The sequence below is a fragment of the Aquaticitalea lipolytica genome (assembly GCF_014641635.1).
Classification (GTDB): domain Bacteria; phylum Bacteroidota; class Bacteroidia; order Flavobacteriales; family Flavobacteriaceae; genus Aquaticitalea; species Aquaticitalea lipolytica.
In genome coordinates this window covers 876,441-895,720 of record NZ_BMIC01000001.1, presented here as the reverse complement: position 1 = coordinate 895,720, position 19,280 = coordinate 876,441, and the positions used below count along the sequence as shown (strand labels likewise).

At 31.2% G+C, this 19,280-nt stretch carries 19 protein-coding genes; 11 read left to right on the top strand and 8 right to left on the bottom strand.

The features are described 5' to 3' along the window. The first annotated feature begins 119 nt into the window (after positions 1-119). On the top strand, positions 120-854 hold the full coding sequence (locus IEW41_RS04210) for an RNA methyltransferase (RefSeq protein ID WP_188605079.1): 735 nt from the start codon (positions 120-122) through the stop codon (positions 852-854). On the opposite strand, the gene porT is transcribed toward IEW41_RS04210, so the two are convergent. Together porT and ubiE are read right to left on the bottom strand one after the other, a co-directional pair. After that, positions 841-1,554 carry a type IX secretion/gliding motility protein PorT/SprT gene (porT, locus tag IEW41_RS04205; RefSeq protein WP_188605078.1) on the bottom strand — a complete coding sequence of 238 codons (714 nt, stop codon included), beginning with the start codon at positions 1,552-1,554 and terminating at the stop codon, positions 841-843. The genes IEW41_RS04210 and porT overlap by 14 nt on opposite strands. Positions 1,555-1,559: 5 nt before the next feature. Then, entirely contained in the window at positions 1,560-2,288 is a 729-nt protein-coding gene (gene ubiE, locus IEW41_RS04200; RefSeq protein ID WP_188605077.1) for a bifunctional demethylmenaquinone methyltransferase/2-methoxy-6-polyprenyl-1,4-benzoquinol methylase UbiE, read from the bottom strand. Positions 2,289-2,439: 151 nt separating this feature from the next. Between ubiE and trkA the strand changes: the two genes are divergently transcribed. The 4 genes from trkA (at position 2,440) to IEW41_RS04180 (ending at position 5,968) form a co-directional block, all read left to right on the top strand. Further along, on the top strand, positions 2,440-3,789 hold the full coding sequence (gene trkA / locus IEW41_RS04195) for a Trk system potassium transporter TrkA (protein ID WP_188605076.1): 1,350 nt from the start codon (positions 2,440-2,442) through the stop codon (positions 3,787-3,789). A gap of 11 nt (positions 3,790-3,800) precedes the next feature. Beyond that, on the top strand, positions 3,801-5,297 hold the full coding sequence (locus IEW41_RS04190) for a TrkH family potassium uptake protein (RefSeq protein ID WP_188605589.1): 1,497 nt from the start codon (positions 3,801-3,803) through the stop codon (positions 5,295-5,297). Positions 5,298-5,436: 139 nt separating this feature from the next. Beyond that, a complete protein-coding gene (locus tag IEW41_RS04185; RefSeq protein WP_188605075.1) occupies positions 5,437-5,694 on the top strand; it encodes a hypothetical protein in 258 nt (85 codons plus the stop codon). A 13-nt stretch (positions 5,695-5,707) separates the two neighbouring features. Beyond that, positions 5,708-5,968 (top strand): hypothetical protein, encoded by a 261-nt coding sequence (locus tag IEW41_RS04180; protein ID WP_188605074.1) that lies wholly within the window; start codon positions 5,708-5,710, stop codon positions 5,966-5,968. Positions 5,969-6,000: 32 nt separating this feature from the next. Here the strand turns inward: IEW41_RS04180 and IEW41_RS04175 are convergent, their stop codons facing one another. Together IEW41_RS04175 and IEW41_RS04170 are read right to left on the bottom strand one after the other, a co-directional pair. Beyond that, positions 6,001-7,185, bottom strand: coding sequence for a pyridoxal phosphate-dependent aminotransferase (locus tag IEW41_RS04175; protein WP_188605073.1), 1,185 nt, complete (start codon positions 7,183-7,185; stop codon positions 6,001-6,003). A 21-nt stretch (positions 7,186-7,206) separates the two neighbouring features. After that, positions 7,207-8,307 carry a fatty acid desaturase family protein gene (locus IEW41_RS04170; RefSeq protein ID WP_188605072.1) on the bottom strand — a complete coding sequence of 367 codons (1,101 nt, stop codon included), beginning with the start codon at positions 8,305-8,307 and terminating at the stop codon, positions 7,207-7,209. A 143-nt stretch (positions 8,308-8,450) separates the two neighbouring features. Here IEW41_RS04170 and rsmG point away from each other — a divergent pair, with 143 nt between their 5' ends. Continuing rightward, positions 8,451-9,080, top strand: a complete 630-nt coding sequence (gene rsmG, locus IEW41_RS04165) for a 16S rRNA (guanine(527)-N(7))-methyltransferase RsmG (protein ID WP_188605071.1) — start codon at positions 8,451-8,453, stop codon at positions 9,078-9,080. A gap of 73 nt (positions 9,081-9,153) precedes the next feature. On the opposite strand, the gene pruA is transcribed toward rsmG, so the two are convergent. Next, on the bottom strand, positions 9,154-10,779 hold the full coding sequence (gene pruA, locus IEW41_RS04160; protein WP_188605070.1) for an L-glutamate gamma-semialdehyde dehydrogenase: 1,626 nt from the start codon (positions 10,777-10,779) through the stop codon (positions 9,154-9,156). A gap of 151 nt (positions 10,780-10,930) precedes the next feature. On the opposite strand from pruA, the gene IEW41_RS04155 reads away from it, so the two are divergent. Then, positions 10,931-11,929, top strand: a complete 999-nt coding sequence (locus tag IEW41_RS04155; RefSeq protein ID WP_188605069.1) for a DUF6695 family protein — start codon at positions 10,931-10,933, stop codon at positions 11,927-11,929. A 3-nt stretch (positions 11,930-11,932) separates the two neighbouring features. Here IEW41_RS04155 and apaG read toward each other — a convergent pair whose 3' ends face one another. The 3 genes from apaG to IEW41_RS04140 form a co-directional block, all read right to left on the bottom strand. Next, on the bottom strand, positions 11,933-12,319 hold the full coding sequence (gene apaG, locus IEW41_RS04150; RefSeq protein ID WP_188605588.1) for a Co2+/Mg2+ efflux facilitator ApaG/CorD: 387 nt from the start codon (positions 12,317-12,319) through the stop codon (positions 11,933-11,935). Positions 12,320-12,396: 77 nt separating this feature from the next. Next, on the bottom strand, positions 12,397-13,791 hold the full coding sequence (locus IEW41_RS04145; RefSeq protein ID WP_188605068.1) for a pyridoxal phosphate-dependent decarboxylase family protein: 1,395 nt from the start codon (positions 13,789-13,791) through the stop codon (positions 12,397-12,399). 60 nt (positions 13,792-13,851) lie between these two features. Beyond that, a complete protein-coding gene (locus IEW41_RS04140) occupies positions 13,852-15,102 on the bottom strand; it encodes a type IX secretion system plug protein (protein ID WP_188605067.1) in 1,251 nt (416 codons plus the stop codon). A 181-nt stretch (positions 15,103-15,283) separates the two neighbouring features. Here IEW41_RS04140 and IEW41_RS04135 point away from each other — a divergent pair, with 181 nt between their 5' ends. Genes IEW41_RS04135 through IEW41_RS04120 form a run of 4 tightly spaced genes read left to right on the top strand, consistent with a single transcriptional unit; the run spans position 15,284 to position 19,271 of the window. Beyond that, positions 15,284-16,639: a Na(+)-translocating NADH-quinone reductase subunit A gene (locus IEW41_RS04135; protein ID WP_188605066.1), complete on the top strand. Its 1,356-nt coding sequence runs from the start codon at positions 15,284-15,286 to the stop codon at positions 16,637-16,639. Continuing rightward, on the top strand, positions 16,639-17,862 hold the full coding sequence (locus IEW41_RS04130; RefSeq protein ID WP_188605065.1) for an NADH:ubiquinone reductase (Na(+)-transporting) subunit B: 1,224 nt from the start codon (positions 16,639-16,641) through the stop codon (positions 17,860-17,862). Before IEW41_RS04135 ends, IEW41_RS04130 begins: the two co-directional genes overlap by 1 nt. Positions 17,863-17,864: 2 nt before the next feature. Further along, the gene (locus IEW41_RS04125; protein ID WP_188605587.1) at positions 17,865-18,617 is read left to right on the top strand and encodes a Na(+)-translocating NADH-quinone reductase subunit C; all 753 of its coding nucleotides are present in this window, start codon (positions 17,865-17,867) and stop codon (positions 18,615-18,617) included. Positions 18,618-18,620: 3 nt separating this feature from the next. Then, on the top strand, positions 18,621-19,271 hold the full coding sequence (locus IEW41_RS04120; RefSeq protein ID WP_188605064.1) for an NADH:ubiquinone reductase (Na(+)-transporting) subunit D: 651 nt from the start codon (positions 18,621-18,623) through the stop codon (positions 19,269-19,271). The last annotated feature ends 9 nt before the right edge of the window (positions 19,272-19,280 follow it).

Sequence of the window (19,280 nt, the reverse complement as noted above, 5' to 3'; positions counted from 1 at the left end):
AAGTAATAATAATTTAATTAATAGATTCAAATTTACTGTTTTAAGATTGTTATTGCTAAACAAAAATTAGTCCAAAATATATAAGAATCTAAAAGCATAACAAAAGTAAATACATTTTGATGTTAACAAAGAACCAAATAAAATTAATTACAAGTTTAGATCAAAAAAAGTTTAGAAATCAGCATCAGCTTTTTGTTGTTGAAGGGAAAAAGGGAATTGCAGAGTTTTTAAATTCAACGTTTGAATTATATCACTTATTTGCAACAGAACCTACTTTTAAAGTTAATGATGAAAAATTCACATTAATTACAGAGTCCGAACTTAAAAAGATAAGCAAATTAAAAACTCCTAATACTGCCTTAGCTCTTTTTAAAATTCCAAATACAAAACCTGTTGATGAATCTAAATTAATATTGGCTTTAGATGACGTTAGAGATCCAGGCAATTTAGGTACAATTATTAGGCTTTGCGACTGGTTTGGTATAAAAGATTTGGTTTGTAGTAACGCAACAGTAGATTGCTATAATTCAAAAGTGGTACAGGCAACAATGGGTTCTTTAACTAGAGTAAATGTTAGTTACTTAGATTTAGAGGTTTTTTTAAAAGCACATAAAAATGATGTTTTTGGAGCTTTTATGGAAGGAAAAAATGTTTATGAACAAATGTTACCAGATAAAGGTGTTATAGTTTTGGGAAATGAAGCTAATGGTATATCAGCAACTATTGAAACATTTGTAAATACAAGAATTAGCATACCTCGCTTTGGAAATCTTCAGGCAACAGAAAGCTTAAATGTAGCAACGGCAACTGCTATTTTGTTAAGTGAGTTTAAAAGGGGTTCTACTGAAAAGTAAAATTTAAAAATACACCACGAGTTTTCATAGTAGAAATATTGCTTGTCCATGGACTATTTGGATCAACATCTCTAACTAGCTCATCGTTTAAAGCAAAAACGCCTCTAATAGTTGGTGTGAATTTAAACCAATACAAGTAAAAATCGACACCAAAACCTAACTCATAAAAGTACATAGCTCTTTTGGTTCTAAACTGTCCTACACTATTATCGTCAGGATTTTCTTCGTTACTTGATAAATTTATTGCTGTTGATAATCCGCCAACAATAAAGGGTTTAAAGTTGTTAATTCGCTTTGTAGAGACTTTTAAAAGTAACGGTAAATGTATATATGTAGATTTTACTTCTCTATTCAAATCAGCTTCTGTAAATGCAATAGTATCAAAGCTACTTTGATTGTAAAGCAAATTTCGTTGTGTAATATATAAGCCAGGTTCAAAACGTAAATTAAAATAATCGTTAATACGCATATCACCAATTAAGCCCACGCCAAAACCAAGATTAGTTTGTACTTCTATGTCTTTTAAGTCTTGTTCATATTCAAACTTAAAATCATAACTATTGAAGCCAATAAAATAACCCCAAGTCAAAAAATCTTTATCAAAATTTTCTTGATTCTTTATTTTTTCTTTGCTGAAAAGTTGAGCAGAAGCCGTTTGGGTTACAATTAAAAGTATAAAAAGAGCACTTATTTTTTTCATATAAATTACTTTGTCGCTGTATAAATTGTTGCTACACCAAATGTTTGTGGCAAGTTATTAACACTATTAAACCCAATTTTTCTTAAAATATTGTTTAATGCTTCGCCATAAGGAAATACAGAAGCCGATTCACATAAATAAGAATATGCTGATTGGTCTTTAGAAAAAATCTTACCAATTGTTGGTAAAATATATTTTGTATAAAACTTATAGCCTTGTTTGTATGGAGTTTTTGTAGGAACAGAGGTTTCAAGAATTACAAATACACCATTTGGTTTTAGCACTCTATGTATTTCAGAAAGACCAGTTTCTAAAGTTTCAAAATTACGTACACCAAAGGCAACAGTTATGGCATCAAAAGTGTTATCTTCAAATGGTAAACTTTCAGAATCTCCAAGAACCATTTTTATTTTATCGTCTAGTTTTTTGTGAGCAATTTTTTGCCTGCCAACTTCAAGCATTCCATCGCTAATATCTAAACCAACTATTTCTTTTGCATTAGTTTTAGTTAAACTAATGGCTAAATCACCAGTTCCTGTAGCAATGTCTAATATGTTTTCAGGATTTGTTTTAGCAACAATATCTACTACTTTTCTTCTCCACTTTACATCAATTCCAAAAGAAATAACACGATTTAACCCATCGTATTCTTTCGAAATGGTGTCAAACATTTTAGTGACCTGTTGTTTTTTGTTTAAATCGCTATCCTTGTATGGCTTAACTTTTATAGACATTCTTTTTATTTTTGACAAAACTACATAAATAATTTGATTGTAAATTTGCTAAATAACAATGAAAAAAGCATTACCACGAAAAGATATATTAGTTTCATTACTACATATTTAAAATAAAGTATATTTGTATGTTTTTTGAATACTTTACATAATGAAAATAATCATTGCAGGTGCAGGAGAAGTCGGATTTCATTTGGCAAAATTACTGTCCTACGAGTCGCAAGAAATTACTCTACTTGACACAAAAAAAGAAAGTTTGGTTTATGCCATAGACCATCTAGATATTAGAGTAATTAAAGGTGATGCAACATCAATAGCAGTTTTAAAAGATGCTAGGATAGACACTTCAGATTTATTTATAGCAGTTACCTCTTCCGAAACTACAAATATTACAGCTTGTGTTTTAGCAAAACAATTAGGAGCTAGAAGAACAATAGCTAGAATATCTAATACTGAGTTTATTGATCAGAAGGAAGAAGTTGGGTTTTCTAAATTTGGAATAGATGAACTTATCTCGCCAGAGTCATTAGCAGCATCAGAGATTGAATTATTATTAAATCAATACGGATTTAATGATAGTTATGAGTTTGAAGATGGAGCATTAACGATGTTGAGTTTACGACTTTCCAGAACGGCATCATTTGTAGACAAAACAGTAAAAGAAGCTGCAGAAGTATTTCCAGAACTTCATTTTATTCCAATAGCAATTCAACGCTTCGGTACGCAATATACTATAATACCAAGAGGTGATACTCAGTTTAAAGAAGGAGATAAGGTGGTTTTTATAACCTCTAAAGGAGGTGATGAAGAGCTTTTTGAACTTTCGGGTAAAGTAAAAATTGATATTAAAAAAGTAATGATCCTTGGAGGAAGTCAGATTGGTTATAAAACAGCCAAAGATTTGTGTCAAGGGAAATTTAGTGTAAAACTTGTTGAACATGATAAAGACATTGCTTTTGATTTAGCAGATGAGCTACCAAAAGTATTAGTAATTAATGGAGATGGTAGAAATGTAGAGCTTCTTGAAGAAGAAAACATATCTAAAATGGATGCATTTATTTCTGTTACAGGAAATTCTGAAACTAATATAATGTCCTGCTTAGTTGCAAAATCTAAGGGTGTTAAAAAAACTATTGCATTAGTTGAAAACATGGATTATTATCAATTATCACAATCTATTGGAATAGATACATTGATTAATAAAAAACTACTAGCTGCTAATAATATTTTCAGATATATACGTAAAGGTGAAGTAGTAGCAATGACCAAGCTTAACAATATGAATGCAGAATTGTTAGAGTTTGTTGTAAATTCAAAATCAAAAATAACCAATAAACTTATTAAGGATTTAGATTTTCCTCGTTCTGCAATTATTGGTGGAGTTATAAGAAATGGAAAAGGAATTATTCCATTAGGTAATTTTAGAATCGAAGCAGGAGATAGAGTAGTAGTTTGTTGTTTGCCTAGATCTATAACCGAAGTTGAAAAGTTTTTCTTTTAAATATTTTAGTGCTGTTGAGACTCAATTATAAAATCATTTTTCACTTTTTAGGACTATTACTTTTATGTAATGGAGGTTTTATACTATTGTCTACATTGGTGAGTTTAATTTATAAAGATGGAGTTACTTTAAATCTCTTTGCTTCTGGAGTTGGTGTTTTAGTAGTTGGAACTTTATTAATGCTTTTAACAAGAAAGCATAGTAAAGAGATGAACAAACGTGAAGGTTATATTGTTGTAACCTTAGGATGGGTTGCTATGGCAATTTCTGGAGCGATTCCGTATATGGTTACTAACGTTATACCAACATTTACCAGTGCTTTTTTTGAAACGATGTCTGGTTATACTACTACTGGAGCAACAATATTAAACGATATTGAAATAGTACCTAAAGGTGTTTTGTTTTGGAGAAGTACAACACATTGGATTGGTGGTATGGGAATTATCGTGCTTGCTATTGCCATCTTACCATTACTAGGTATTGGAGGTATGCAGCTATTTGCTGCTGAAGCTCCTGGACCAAGTGCAGATAAATTACATCCAAGAATTACCGATACTGCAAAGCGATTATGGCTTATTTATTTTGGATATACTGTTGCAGAAACCATTTTGCTAAAGGTAGCAGGAATGTCCTTTTTTGACGCAATAAACCATGCAATGAGTACATTATCTACAGGTGGATTTTCAACAAAAAATGCTAGTGTAGCGTATTGGAATGATAGACCAATTATTCAATATATCATTATTGTTTTTATGTTTTTAGCAGGAACAAATTTTGTACTAAGCTATTACGCATTTAAAGGAAGAGTACAAAAGGCAATACAAGACGAAGAGCTTAAATTGTATTTTAAGTTTATAGCTTTATTTACTATTATAGTTTCACTGATTATTTATTTTAAAGCAGATTTGGCTTTGTCAACAATAGACCATCCTATGGTTTGGGGTAAAGCTGAAAGTGCTTTTAGGCATGGTTTATTTCAGGTGCTGACCGTGATTACAACAACAGGGTTTATTACAGCCGACTATACCTTATGGACACCCTTTTTAGTTGTATTCTTTTTTGGAATTATGTTTCTAGGAGGATCAGCAGGAAGTACTTCTGGAGGCGTAAAAGTAATGCGACATTTAATACTTATTAAAAATGGTTTTTTAGAGTTTAAGCGTGCTTTACATCCTAATGCAGTTTTGCCTGTACGTTATAACAAAAAGGCAATTTCTGGAGATATTGTATTTAATATTCTAGGTTTTTTTATTTTATATATGCTTTCATTTATTGTTGGAGCACTTGTGTTTTCAATGTTTCAAATAGACTTTCAATCTGCAATAGGATTATCAGCATCTAGCTTAGGAAATATTGGCCCAGCACTCGGTAATTTTGGTCCAGTTAATAACTATGCTGCATTGCCTCCATTAGCACAATGGTGGTCTTCATTTTTAATGTTAATAGGTCGTTTAGAGTTGTTTACTGTGCTTATTTTATTTACACCTTTCTTCTGGAGAAACAGATAATTGTAACATTTTGTTACATTATGCTACTTATTATTAAAGAAGCTTTTTTTTAAAACAAAAACAATTACATTTAAGAGTCAACTCTACAAAATGTATATGGTTTTGTATTCCAATAATTAATTTTTAAAACTTAGAACTTATGGGAGGAGAAGGCTCAATGATGGCAGCAAATAATTCATTAAAGAATAATAGAAATTTGGTGTCAAAAAGAAAAGAAAAAAGGAGTTTATCAGGCAGTTATACTGATGTTAAATTAGCTAAATTTCCTGAAGCTACTCCAGAACTTTTATTGGAAATTAAGTTGCAATTAAAGAAAGAAAAAAGGAGTTTGCATTTAAAGCAAGCCATTTTATTCTTAATAATTGTGATTGTACTAATTGCTATTTTAACCATTTAAATTCAGTTACAAGATGCCATTGTCAGAATCAATGTTAAGTGTTATCAAGAGCAATAAAAGCATAATGCTTGATAAAAGTAAAAGATTCAGAAAAACTTTAGGAGGTTATGATGCCAAAGAAAAATCTAAGTTTAACTTTCCTGAGGCTACTCCTCAAATGATTAAGGAATTAAGATTGCGGTTAATAAAAGAGAATAAACAAAGAAGACTTAAACAATTTTTATTATTAGGAGTCATTCTAATTGGGTTAGTTATAATGCTAATTTTAATGTAATAAAAAAGCCACTAAAATAGTGGCTTTTTATTTTATACTAATGCTGCTTTAATTCGTTTTATAGCTTCAATAATTTCAGCTTGTGATGCTGCATAAGATATTCTAATACAATCTGGATTACCAAAAGCTTCTCCATCGACAGTAGCAACAAGTGCTTCTTCTAATAGGTAGAAAGAAAAATCGACTGCATTTTTAATTAGCTTACCTCTTAATGTTTTTCCGAAATAATATGAAACATCAGGAAACACATAAAAAGCGCCTTCTGGCATATTGTTTTTAAAGGTCGGAATATCATTTAGTAAACTAATAATTAAGTCGCGACGTTTTTTAAATTCATCAACCATAAACTGAACTCGTTCTGGAGATTCATTTAACGCAGTAATAGTAGCACGTTGTGCAATACAATTTGCGCCACTTGTTATTTGACCTTGCATTTTATTACAAGCACGAGCAATATACTCTGGAGCGCCAATATAACCTATTCTCCAACCAGTCATTGCAAATGCCTTTGAAACACCATTTACAGTTACAGTTCTATTAAACATGTCATCAAACTGAGCCATACTTGCATGTTCGCCAATAAAATTGATATGCTCATAAATCTCGTCAGACACTACAATAATATTTGGGTGTTTTTGTAATACATCAGCTAACGCTCTAAGCTCTTCTTTACTATAAACTGAACCACTAGGGTTGCATGGCGAACTATACCAAATCATCTTAGTTTTTGGAGTAATAGCTGCTTCTAATTGTTTAGGTGTAATTTTAAAATCAGTATCTATTGATGTTTTTACTTCTACAGGAATTCCTTCATTTAATTTTACTAAATCAGCATAACTTACCCAATAAGGACAAGGAATAATAACTTCGTCACCTTTGTTTATTAATACAGCAGCAACATTTGCTAAAGATTGTTTTGCACCTGTAGAGACTACAATTTGAGATGCAGTGTATATAAGATCATTGTCTCTTTTAAATTTTTTAATGATAGCTTCTTTTAGCTCAACATAACCGTCAACAGGAGTGTATGAACTATAATTATCATTAATAGCTTGTATTGCAGCTTCTTTTATGTAATCTGGAGTGTTAAAATCTGGCTCGCCTAAGCTTAAACCAATAATATCTTTTCCTTCTGCTCTTAATTCTCTTGTCTTTGCTGCCATTGCTAAAGTTGCAGAGGTAGACATGTTTAAAATTCTATCTGATAATAAGTTCATTGATAAATAAAATATGAAAATTTACATTTGCAGTGAAGGCTTCATTCCCATTTCTTTTAAGAATTTAAAATGAGCAATAATTGCTTTTCTGGTTGTTTTATATTCTTTATACGGTAAATTGAATTCTTTAGCTGTTTCTTTTACAATTTTTGAAATCTTAGTATAGTGAACATGGCTAATATGAGGAAATATATGATGTTCTACTTGATGATTTAATCCTCCTGTAAACCAATTTACTATTCTGTTTTTTGTTCCAAAGTTAACAGTAGTAGTAAGTTGGTGTATAGCCCAAGAGTTTTTCATTGTTCCGTTTTCTTCTGGTAAAGGCATTTCTGCTTCATCCATAACATGTGCTAATTGAAATACAACACTTAATATTAAACCAGCAACATAGTGCATAATAAAAAAGCCAATTAATATTTTCCACCAAGCAATGTTGGTTAACAGTAATGGTAACACAATCCAAATAGACACATATATAATTTTAGAAATAACAAGTTTACTCCATTCGGTAGCAGGATTTGGAAACTTACCATATGATAGTTTGCGTTTTAAATAACGCTTCATTTGCATAAAATCGGTAGTAATTGCCCAATTTATAGTTAATAATCCATAAAGTAAAACAGAATAGTAATGTTGAAATTTATGATGTTTATGCCATTTTGCGTGTTGAGAAAAGCGTAATATACGACCAGCTTCTAAATCTTCATCATGACCATGAATATTTGTATATGTGTGGTGTAAAACATTGTGTTGTACCTTCCAGTTATAAACATTTCCAGCTAAAATATATATACTACTTCCCATTAAACGGTTAACCCATTCTTTGTTTGAAAAAGAGCCATGATTACCATCGTGCATTACATTCATTCCAACACCAGCCATTCCAATTCCCATAACAATTGTAAGAAGAATCATAGACCAAGTTGGTAAATTGAGTGTAAGTATTAAAAAATAAGGCGCTAAAAACAGTGAAAACATTACTACAGTTTTTACCCATAGTTTCCAGTTTCCAGTACGTTTTATATTGTTATCTTTAAAGTAATCGTTAACTCGTTTATTAAGAGTTCTGAAGAATTTTGCTGAATCTGTTCTTGAAAAAGATAAAGTTTGCTCTGTCATAATTGTATTTTTATATGGTAACGTTAAATTAGGAGTTATCATATTTTGGTGCCAAATATAATTAATAAATACTGCCTATATCACAATATTGAATTAAAAATATCCACACAAAAATGATACTTTTGTTCAAAATTTTAGTTTCTATGAATTTAGTCCAGCATTATTTTCCAAATTTAACGGAGTTACAAGTTAAACAATTTGAGCAATTAGAGAGCCTTTATAAAGATTGGAATCTGAAAATTAATGTTGTTTCTCGTAAGGATATAGATGAGTTATACTTAAGGCACGTGTTGCATTCTTTAGCTATTGCTAAACTAATTACTTTTAAGCCTCACGCTAAAATTATGGATGTTGGGACAGGTGGAGGTTTTCCAGGTATACCTTTGGCTATTATGTTTCCTGAATGTAATTTTCATTTAGTAGATAGTATTGCAAAAAAGATAAAAGTTGTTGATGAAGTAGTTGAAGGATTAGGTTTAACTAATGTAAAAACTTCTCATTGCAGAGTTGAAGAAATTAATGATACTTATGATTTTATTGTAAGTAGAGCTGTTGCTGCTATGCCAACATTTGTACATTGGATAAAAGGGAAAATAGCCAAAAAGCAAAATCACGAACTTAAAAATGGGATTATTTATTTAAAAGGAGGTGATTTAACTGAAGAGCTTCAAGATTATAAAACCGCAACAATTTATAATATAACCGACTATTTTGATGAAGACTTTTATGAAACAAAAAAAATAGTTCACTTACCAATAAAATGGAAAGGTTAATTGTAAAACCTCAGATATTAAAAAAACCCATCAAACATTATCATTTGATGGGTTTTTCTTTAGAATATATTCTTTATCCTAAAAAAGGATAACGATAATCTGTTGGAGTTACAAACGTTTCTTTAATCATTCTTGGTGACACCCAGCGTAATAAGTTTTGTGAACTACCAGCTTTGTCATTTGTTCCAGATGCTCTTGCTCCACCAAAAGGTTGTTGACCAACAACAGCGCCAGTTGGTTTGTCGTTTATGTAGAAATTACCAGCACAGTTTTGTAAAGCTTTAGTAGCTTCTTCAATTGCATATCTGTCTGTTGCTAAAATAGCTCCAGTTAATGCATACTCGCTTGTTTCATCAACCAATTTTAGTGTTTTACTGTAATCTTTATCTTCATAAACATAAATAGTAATTACAGGGCCAAATAGTTCGGTACACATAGTTGTGTATTTCGGGTTTGTAGTTACAATAACTGTTGGTTCAATAAAATAACCTTTAGATTTATCATAGTTACCACCAACAATAATCTCAGCATCTTTATCTTTTTTAGCTTGGTCTATATATTTCGCTAATTTATTAAATGAACCTTCATGAATTACAGCAGTTATAAAGTTGCTCATATCTTCAGGAGAACCCATTTTAAATGACTTAACATCGTCAATCACTTGTTTTTTTACATCTTTCCATAAGCTAGTTGGAACGTAGGCTCTAGATGCAGCACTACATTTCTGACCTTGAAACTCAAATGCGCCTCTTACAATTGCAGTAGATACTTGTTTAGTGTTGGCTGTTTTATGCGCAACTATAAAATCTTTTCCTCCAGTTTCTCCAACAATTCTTGGATAGGTTTTGTAAGTTTCGATGTTATTTCCAATTTGTTTCCATAGCTTTTTGAAAATATCTGTCGATCCAGTAAAGTGTAATCCTGAAAAATCTGGACTAGCAAGAACAGTATTTGTAATCATTATAGGGTCACCAAATACCACATTAATAACTCCAGCAGGTACACCAGCTTCTTTAAATACATCCATAATTACTTTAGCAGAATATATTTGGCTATCACTAGGTTTCCAAACAACAACATTTCCCATTAATGCCATGCACGCTGGTAAGTTTCCTGCAATAGCAGTAAAGTTGAAAGGAGTTACTGCATAAGTAAAACCTTCTAATGGACGATATTCTATTCGGTTCCAAGCATCACTTGTGCTTTCAGGTTGTTCCATATAAATGTCAGTCATAAACTGTACATTAAATCTTAAAAAATCTATCAACTCGCAAGCAGCATCAATTTCTGCTTGATGAATAGTTTTAGATTGGGCAATCATAGTAGCTGCATTAATTTTTGCTCTGTAAGGACCAGCAATTAATTCGGCTGCTTTTAAGAAAATACCAGCTCGTTGTTCCCAAGGCATTTGAGACCAAGCTTTTCTAGCCTCTAAAGCTGTTGAAATAGCATCATCAATATGTTTTTTCTCTGCTAAATGATAAGTTCCAACAATATGCTTGTGGTCATGAGGAGGAGACATTGTTCTAGTATTTCCTGTTTTTACATCTTTTCCATTAATATACATTGGTACATCAATAGTGTTGTTAAACATATCTTTGTATGCTTTTTTTACTGCTTCACGTTCTGGTGATCCAGGAGCATAAGATTTTACTGGTTCATTAACTGCTACTGGTACATTGAAGAATCCTTTTCCCATGAGTATTTTGATTTTTTAAATGTTTGAAAAATTGAAATGCAAAGGTACAAAATTTTGTTCGCTTTCTGTTTGAAGACCTATTAAATCAAAGTTAAAAATAAGCGTAATTTTTTGTAAGTTGCCAAACTGTAATTTGAACCATTATATATTGATGAATAACGGAATTATAATCACTTTAGCTTATCCTGAAACTATTGTTATGGTTGCCGATGAGTGGTATTCACATTATTTGCGATTTTTTGGTATTGGAAAGAAAAATTATGTTAGAGCAGGACATGCAGCTTTAGTACTAATAAATAAAAAAACAGGAATTTTAGAGTATCATGATTTTGGTCGTTATATAACTCCTGAGCCTAACGGAAGAGTAAGAGGAAAAGATACTGATCATGAGTTAGAGTTTCCGATTGTCGCAAAAATAGAAAATGATACTATTGTAAATTTAGATGAGATACTTAAATTCCTATCAACGCATCCTAAGCTTACACATGGAGATGGAACGCTTTACGCATCAGTTTGCAATAGTGTGAATTATGAAAATGCGAGAGATCATATTACAATGATGCAAAACAGACATTTTATTCGTTATGCAGCTTTTATAAAAGATGCTTGTAACTGTGCTCGTTTTGTAACCGATTCATTAATTGCTGGAGTTACAGATAAAGCGATTGTGAATAATTTAAAAAGATCAAAATGGTTTACGCCAAGTACTATTGGCAATGTTGTTATTGCAAATACTGAAGCAAATGTCTACAAAGTTTCTGAAGAAGGAATAATTTCTTATTTCGAATCGTCAGTAAGTAAAGAAAACAGACGTTTGTTTTTAGATAAGTTGTCAAATCATAATCCTGATTTTGTTGGTACACTTCACCCAAAGCATAATAACACGAAACATGAAAATGCACAGTGGTTATCTGGTATTGCTGCAGGAGCTTGGTTTGAATTGCATGATTTAAAGCATGACAGGGAGTATCGTTTTAGAAGAGTTTCTCCTCATGGACATATTGATGTTGATGGTATTTATATTATTAATGAAAAAGGATTCGATATGACTATTGACCACGAATTTGTTCAATATTCAAATTGTAGCTTCTTCCATGTAAAACAAAATGGAACTACATTTAGATTTGATTTTCTTCGTAAGAATGAGTGATGTTTAATTAAGAGCAAAAGGTGCGCTTAACTTAAAACTTGGTATGTAAACTTTAAATTTATTGGCATTGGTAAAGTTAACCATATTATAATGGCCTTGCATAGCACCAAAAGGAGATGTAAGTAAACACCCAGAATTATATGTATGTGATTCGCCTGGTTTTAAAACTGGTTTTTTTCCAATTACGCCTTCACCTTCAATAATTTCAATATTGTTTAGGGCATCAAAAACTTTCCAATGACGAGAATTTAATTGTACAGAATCTTTGCTTTGGTTTTCAATAGTTACTTTATAACCAAAAGCAAAGTGCACTTTATAATTTTTATAAAATGTGCCTTCAAAAGTGGTTTCAACGGAAATTTTTATGCCGCTTGTAACTTGTTGTACCATCATTGTTTTTTTACAGATTAGCTAAAATAGGATAAATTTTAATTAAATACACATCTTTTTCGTCATAAGGGACTATTTTAACAATCGCTAGGTGAATTACTTATTGTTTCAATCATGTTATTACTATCAACAAAATGTTCAATAGTTTTAAAAAAGTTTAAAATATCATGTTCTTCAACTAAAGTATTTATAGTTACCAATCTTATAAATTCTTCTTCTTTAAAAGTACCATAGCCAACCATTAATTTTGAATGTTCATATAATAAAGTACATAAAGTTTTAGCAGAAATATTTTTATAATTAAAACACACTGAAATTGAGTTATCAAAGCTGTATAAATTATAATCTGGATGCGATTTAATATAATTTCTAGCTACATCTGCTAAATAAAATTGTTTGTCTACGATACTTTCCAAACCATTGTTTCCAACAGATTTCCATAGTGTCCAAAGTTTTAAAGCGTCATTACGTCTACCACATTGTAATGATGTTTTTCCAAGATTAAATTCGTCATCGTTAGTTTGGTACAAGTATTCTGCATCGTTACTAAAAGATTGGTATAAATGTTTTTTGTTTTGTGTAACTATTATTGAGCAGGTTAATGGTGTGCCTAACATTTTATGAGCATTTACACTAAACGAATCTGTTAATTCTAAATCTTTTAAAAGGTGTTTATATGATTTACTAAATATAACAGCACCACAATAAGCACCATCTACATGAAGCCATAAATTATAAGTTTTACAAACCTTGCTAATACTAGTAATATCATCAAATGCACCTAAAACAGTTGTGCCTGCAGTAGCATTAACAAAAAACGGTTCGCAACCTAATGCAATATCATTTTTAATTTGAAGTTCTAAATCATCGGCTAACATTTCACCAAAATCATTTGTTTTAATAAGCCTTACTTGTTCGCGACCTATACCAATTAAAGAAGCATTTTTTGAAATGGAGTAATGTGAATCTTCAGATGTGTAAAGAGTCATTTTACTATGAATACCTTTACTTCTTATTGTTGGATTAAAGCGATCGCGAGCCATAATCATTGCCATATAATTACTCATGGAACCACCTGGAGCAAATGTGCCATCACTTTCAGTTCCGTATCCAATAATCTCACAGATTTTATTAAGAATGGTTTTTTCAATACCAACTTGCGGGCCTGCAACTTTATATGTATACATGCTATTATTAAGCATAACAGCCAATAAATCACCTAATATTGATTTGCTTACTCTTCCTCCAAAAAGCTGATTAAAAAAAGAAGTAGAAGCTGTTTTTGGAGTGCTAACAATAAGTTGAGATAATATCTTTTTAAAATCTGAATCTAGTGCAGGTTCATCGTTTAATTTAAGATCTAATGCTTGGTATAGTTTGTCTGTGTCAATTGGAGTTGCAACAGGATGTTTTTTTTCTTCTTGTAAAAGCAATTCGACAAGCTCATTAAAAAGCTTTATATCATTAATCATTTAGTAAGGATTGATTTTTGTATTTATCTATCTGTCGTACTAAATATCAGAAAATTAATTCTAATTAGAAATATTTATTGAAGATCCTTCACCAAATCCAATTAATCTATCGTAACGAGCTCCTAAATCACGATAATAAATAAGTACTTTGTAATTGTTTTCAGTTTGATAAAAATTACCACTAATAGCACCTTCTTCAAGATGTCCTTTTTTATTTACAATCACATATTTATAGTTGTAAAAACCTTGCTTTAGTTTAAAAGCACATTCATATAATCCATTTTCTGGGTTATATAATAATTCATTTTCTTTGTTTAAGGCATAATTATTAAAATTGCCATAAACATATATTTTATTTCCATCAGTAACTGGTTGATATTGTAACGAAAAATGAATCATAGTGTAATCTGCTTCTATGTCTACATTATCAGCATCTAAAGAGGTTATTAAAAAGTTACCATTTATATCAGGATTGTAAGTGTAAGGTCTGCTTGCTCTTTCGGTATTAATAAATAGGTAATTATGATAAATATCTTGCAAATCGGTATATTGAACACCAACATTTGCAGCACGCACATCTTTATTTTCAAAATATAAATATTCATTTCCAGCCCAAAAACTAGACTCGGTATCATACCTGTAAATTAATTCATTTCCTAGTGTGTATTGAGGTTTTAAACCTGAAATAGCTGTGTTGAGGTTATTGTTTTGAATCACTAAAGCTTTAACTGTTTCAGAAGGATTATTAAAATTGAAACTGTTATTTGAAACTATAAAATCAACAGATTGTTTCTCGTTAATAAACTTAACATCTCTAGAGCGTTTTATTGTTACTCCAACATTTACAGCTTCTTCATAAATCATGAATTTTCTTGAAAAAACGAGTTCATCATAATCATCATAAACTAAAACCATATAGTTTCCTGTCTTGAGAAAGCCTCTGGTTTGCTGATTAGGGATTTTAAGATTATAGTGTGAGTATATTTGATAAGCGTTAAAAGAGTTTTCATAATTAACAATTCGTTGGTTATCAAATCCACTTAAATATTCTGCTTTTGAGAGTTGTGAAGGTGTCCAATCATAATTATAATGTTCAATAACATAATAAAAATCAGCTTCGTTTCCATTAAGTGCATCAAATTCTAACAATAATGGTTCACCTAATCTTAAAATAGGTAGCTGACTTTGGCTAGTACTACCTTTAAAGGTGATTGTTTTTATATAACTTGGAGGATTGATTTCATCAACTTGGGCAAAAATAAAAGTCGGGAAAAACAGTAAAAAAAGAAGTTGTTTAAACTTTAATGTCATTTTTATGCTATTTGAATTGTAAAGATAAACAAAATTTGTGCCTAAAAATTATCTGCTAAAGTCTCACATAAAATTTATTACAAATATTATGAAATCTGCATTATAAATTCGTAAATTTGCACGGATTTTTGAGTCGATTAAAAATCAAAATACTATAACTATTAACAAATAGACTTATAATATGTCAAACGACATTAAGATTAAAAAAGGTCTCAATATTAAATTAAAAGGCGAAGCTGAAAAAACCACTGAAAAGGCTATTATCAGTAACTTTTATACGATTAGACCTGAAGATTTCCACGGTGTTACTCCAAAATTAATTGCAAAGCAAGGCGCTAAAGTAAAAGCAGGTGAGCCTATTTTTTACGACAAAAATGATGAATCTGTTAAGTTTGCGTCTCCAGTTTCTGGAGAAATTATTGATATTGCACGTGGTGAAAAACGTAAAATATTAGCAATAAAACTACAAGCTGATAAAGAGCAAACCTACCAAGATAATGGTAAGTTTAATGTAGACGCATCTAATGCAGAAGCTATAAAAGCTCATTTATTAGCAGCAGGTTGCTGGCCTTTTATTAAACAACGTCCTTACGATGTAATAGCAAAAACTGATGGTGTGCCAAAAGCTATTTTTATTTCAGGCTATGCTAGTGCACCTTTAGTGGCAGATTTAGATTATGTGCTTCAAGGTAAAGAAGCTGAATTACAAGCTGCAGTTACTGCTTTGGGTAAGTTAACAGAGGGTAAGGTACATGTAAGCGTTGGAAAAAAATCTAATTCTCCATTAGCTAGTTTAGCTGGTGTTACACTTCATAAGGTTTCTGGACCACATCCTTCTGGAAATGTTGGGACATTAATCAATAAAGTGAATCCTGTAAATAAAGGTGAAGTAGTCTGGACAGTTGCTGCTCAAGATTTAGTTATCATTGGTGAGTTATTATTAACAGGCAAATTTAATGCAGAACGTGTTGTTGCGCTAGCAGGTTCGTCAGTTAAAAAACCAAGATATTTTGTAACCAAAATAGGAAGCGAAATTGCTACAATGGTTTATGATAATGGTGTTGAAAAAGATGGAAACGACCGAATTATTTCTGGAAGTATTTTATCAGGAAAAGAAGTAAAACCAGATGGATATTTAGATTATTATAGTAATACAATAACAGTAATTCCAGAAGGAGATGATTATGAGTTTTTTGGATGGAACAAACCAGTATTTAATAAAATTTCAACGTCAAGAGCGTTAACATTTTCATGGTTAACACCAAACAAAAAATTTGATTTAAATACTAACACAAATGGCGAGCATAGAGCATTTGTATTAACTGGAAATTATGAAGAGGTTTTTCCTTTAGATATTTATCCATTACAAATATTAAAAGCTTGTATGTACAAAGACTTAGATGAAATGGAAGCTTTAGGAATGTACGAAGTTGCACCTGAAGATTTTGCTTTAACTGAGTTTATTTGTGTGTCTAAACAGCCACATCAAGCTATTATAAGAAAAGGTTTAGACTTAATGATTAAAGAGATAGGATAATGGGTTTAAAAAGTAGTTTACACAACTTAAAAGAAAAGTATAAAGGAACTAAAATGGCTCCTGCGTTTAACGCAATACATACCTTTTTATACTTGCCAAATGAGACCACACATGGTGGAACTCACATAAAAGTGGCTGACGATTTAAAACGTACAATGAACATTGTTATCATGGCAATGGTTCCTTGTTTAATTTTCGGAATGTTTAATGCTGGATATCAGCATTTCCTAGTTCTAGGAGAAATTGGAAGAGCTGAAGGGTTTTTAGATGTCACATTTTGGAATTGGAATAACCTTGTAATTGGTTTACAAAAAGTATTGCCATTAGTAGTTGTTTCTTATGGTGTAGGTTTAGCAATTGAGTTTTTATTTGCAGTTATTAAAAAACATGAAGTAGAAGAAGGTTATTTAGTAACAGGTATGTTAGTGCCTCTAATTGTGCCAATCGATACACCATTATGGATGCTTGCAGTAGCAGTAGCTTTTGGTGTTGTAATTGGAAAAGAAGTTTTTGGTGGTACAGGAATGAATATTTTAAATCCTGCATTAACTATTAGAGCATTCTTATTCTTCGCCTATCCAACATGGATGTCTGGAGATAAAGTATGGGTTCATGGTGCAGTAGCAAGAGATAAAGCGATTGCGGCTGGTGAAAATTTAGACGCAATTTCTGGTGAAACCGTATTAGGAGCTTTAGCTCAAGGTAAAGAAGTAGCTTATTCAGCTTGGGATATGTTCTACGGAATTATTCCTGGTTCGGTTGGTGAAACATCAGCATTACTTATTTTACTAGGAGGTTTATTTTTAATCTTTACAAAAATTGGGAGCTGGAGAATTATGCTATCGTCTGTTTTAGGTGCTTTAGCAATGGGATTAATATTTAATGCTGTTGTTTCAAGTGGTTGGATTACAGAGAGTAGTAAATTTTATGCATTAATGAATACCGAATTTTGGCACCATTTATTAATTGGTGGTTTTGCTTTCGGTACTGTATTTATGGCAACAGATCCTGTAACAGCATCTCAAACAAATAAAGGAAAATGGATTTACGGATTCCTAATAGGGTTTATATCTATATTAATTCGTGTGTTCAATCCAGCATATCCTGAAGGCGTGATGCTTGCAATTCTATTAATGAATGTGTTTGCTCCAACTATTGACCATTATGTGGTTCAAGGAAATGTGAAAAGAAGAATGAAACGTCTAAAAGTTAAAACTGCTTAATGATGGAAAATAGAACAGATAAAAATTCATACACTATAATTTTTGCCATCGGAATGGTATTGGTTGTTGGTGCATTGTTAGCTTTTGCTGCTGCATCATTAAAACCAACTATTACTGAAAATGTGCGATTAGAAAAGCAGCAAAACATTTTGTATGCAATGGGTGTTAATGATAACGATGAAAGTAGTGCAGTATTTATATCTACTGACAAAGCACCTGAAGCATTTTCAAAATACATCACACAACAATTAGTAATTGAAGGTGATAAAATAAATGAAGACGACAAAGCTTATTTAATAGACGTCAAAAAAGAAAAGTCGTCTGCTAAAGACCCTAATTACGATAGAAAACTACCATTATTTGTAGGTGAGAAAGACGGAAAAACGTTTTATGTAATTCCTATTTATGGTAAAGGTCTTTGGGATGCAATTTGGGGTTATGTAGCTGTTGATAAAGATATGGTTGTGCAAGGAGCGTATTTTGACCACAAAGGAGAAACTCCTGGTCTTGGTGCTAATATCAAGCAACGTTTCTTTATGGATGATTTTATTGGAGAACATCTTTTAGACGAATCTGGAGATTTTAGTGGTATTACAGTTGCTAAAGGAAATGCAGACCCAAAAAATAACGATAAAACAGATAACGAGGTTGATGCTATAGCTGGTGCAACAATTACTGGCGATGGTGTTACTGCAATGATTAAAAGTGATTTAAGATTGTATGTGCCTTATTTCAAAAATTTAAAAAACGAGTAAGATATGGGACTTTTATCAAAAAAAGATAGCAAATTAATATTAGATCCATTAGCAGATAATAACCCTATTACTATTCAAGTATTAGGTATTTGTTCTGCATTAGCAATTACTGCAGAGCTTAAAGCTTCTATTGTAATGGCCATATCTGTATTGTTTGTATTAGGTATTGGAAACGTTGTAATCTCTCTTATGAGAAACATCATTCCATCTAAAATTAGAATTATTGTACAATTGGTCGTAGTAGCCGCTTTGGTTATTATTGTTGACCAAGTATTAAAAGCTTTTGCTTACGAATTAAGTAAAACCTTATCAGTTTTCGTAGGATTAATTATTACCAACTGTATTATTATGGGTCGTTTTGAGGCTTTTGCTTTAGCAAATGGTCCTTGGAGATCTTTTCTAGATGGTATTGGTAATGCTGCAGGTTATGGTTTAATTCTTGTAATCGTTGGTTTCTTTAGAGAACTTTTAGGTTCTGGAACGCTATTAGGTTTTCCCGTATTAGGTAATCCTATTCCTGGAGAATTATCAGGATTATATGCTTTAGGATACGAGAATAACGGATTTATGTTATTATCTCCAATGGCATTAATTGTTGTAGGAATTATTATTTGGGTACAACGTAGTAGAAATAAAACATTAATTGAAGATTAATATTTAAAA

Excerpts from the sequence above, each read along its gene's own strand:
- IEW41_RS04210 (WP_188605079.1), top strand. The coding sequence starts at position 120 with ATGTTAACAAAGAACCAAATAAAATTAATTACAAGTTTAGATCAAAAA.
- porT (WP_188605078.1), bottom strand. The coding sequence starts at position 1,554 with ATGAAAAAAATAAGTGCTCTTTTTATACTTTTAATTGTAACCCAAACG.
- ubiE (WP_188605077.1), bottom strand. The coding sequence starts at position 2,288 with ATGTCTATAAAAGTTAAGCCATACAAGGATAGCGATTTAAACAAAAAA.
- trkA (WP_188605076.1), top strand. The coding sequence starts at position 2,440 with ATGAAAATAATCATTGCAGGTGCAGGAGAAGTCGGATTTCATTTGGCA.
- IEW41_RS04185 (WP_188605075.1), top strand. The coding sequence starts at position 5,437 with ATGGGAGGAGAAGGCTCAATGATGGCAGCAAATAATTCATTAAAGAAT.
- IEW41_RS04180 (WP_188605074.1), top strand. The coding sequence starts at position 5,708 with ATGCCATTGTCAGAATCAATGTTAAGTGTTATCAAGAGCAATAAAAGC.
- IEW41_RS04175 (WP_188605073.1), bottom strand. The coding sequence starts at position 7,185 with ATGAACTTATTATCAGATAGAATTTTAAACATGTCTACCTCTGCAACT.
- IEW41_RS04170 (WP_188605072.1), bottom strand. The coding sequence starts at position 8,307 with ATGACAGAGCAAACTTTATCTTTTTCAAGAACAGATTCAGCAAAATTC.
- rsmG (WP_188605071.1), top strand. The coding sequence starts at position 8,451 with ATGAATTTAGTCCAGCATTATTTTCCAAATTTAACGGAGTTACAAGTT.
- pruA (WP_188605070.1), bottom strand. The coding sequence starts at position 10,779 with ATGGGAAAAGGATTCTTCAATGTACCAGTAGCAGTTAATGAACCAGTA.
- IEW41_RS04155 (WP_188605069.1), top strand. The coding sequence starts at position 10,931 with ATGAATAACGGAATTATAATCACTTTAGCTTATCCTGAAACTATTGTT.
- apaG (WP_188605588.1), bottom strand. The coding sequence starts at position 12,319 with ATGGTACAACAAGTTACAAGCGGCATAAAAATTTCCGTTGAAACCACT.
- IEW41_RS04145 (WP_188605068.1), bottom strand. The coding sequence starts at position 13,791 with ATGATTAATGATATAAAGCTTTTTAATGAGCTTGTCGAATTGCTTTTA.
- IEW41_RS04140 (WP_188605067.1), bottom strand. The coding sequence starts at position 15,102 with ATGACATTAAAGTTTAAACAACTTCTTTTTTTACTGTTTTTCCCGACT.
- IEW41_RS04135 (WP_188605066.1), top strand. The coding sequence starts at position 15,284 with ATGTCAAACGACATTAAGATTAAAAAAGGTCTCAATATTAAATTAAAA.
- IEW41_RS04130 (WP_188605065.1), top strand. The coding sequence starts at position 16,639 with ATGGGTTTAAAAAGTAGTTTACACAACTTAAAAGAAAAGTATAAAGGA.
- IEW41_RS04125 (WP_188605587.1), top strand. The coding sequence starts at position 17,865 with ATGGAAAATAGAACAGATAAAAATTCATACACTATAATTTTTGCCATC.
- IEW41_RS04120 (WP_188605064.1), top strand. The coding sequence starts at position 18,621 with ATGGGACTTTTATCAAAAAAAGATAGCAAATTAATATTAGATCCATTA.